Raw genomic sequence first — 214 nt, 5'->3', positions numbered from 1 at the left:
CATCCGTAGCTCAGCTGGATAGAGTACTCGGCTACGAACCGAGCGGTCGGAGGTTCGAATCCTCCCGGATGCACCATCTCTTACTTGATATGGCTTTAGTAGCGGTATCAATATCAGCAGTAAAATAAATTTCCCGATGCATCCGTAGCTCAGCTGGATAGAGTACTCGGCTACGAACCGAGCGGTCGGAGGTTCGAATCCTCCCGGATGCACC

General features: G+C 52.3%; 1 tRNA gene. It reads left to right on the top strand.

Going from position 1 to position 214, the window contains the following annotated elements:
• Positions 1-138 precede the first annotated feature (138 nt).
• A tRNA-Arg gene (locus tag BEB54_RS28475) sits at positions 139-212 on the top strand.
• Positions 213-214: the final 2 nt, after the last annotated feature.

Origin of the sequence: Escherichia sp. MOD1-EC6021 (genome assembly GCF_002965245.1) — a bacterium.
GTDB classification, from domain to species: Bacteria; Pseudomonadota; Gammaproteobacteria; order Enterobacterales; family Enterobacteriaceae; genus Escherichia; species Escherichia coli_F.
Note: the sequence above shows the minus strand (reverse complement) of the source record. Positions and strands in the feature narration are given on the sequence as shown.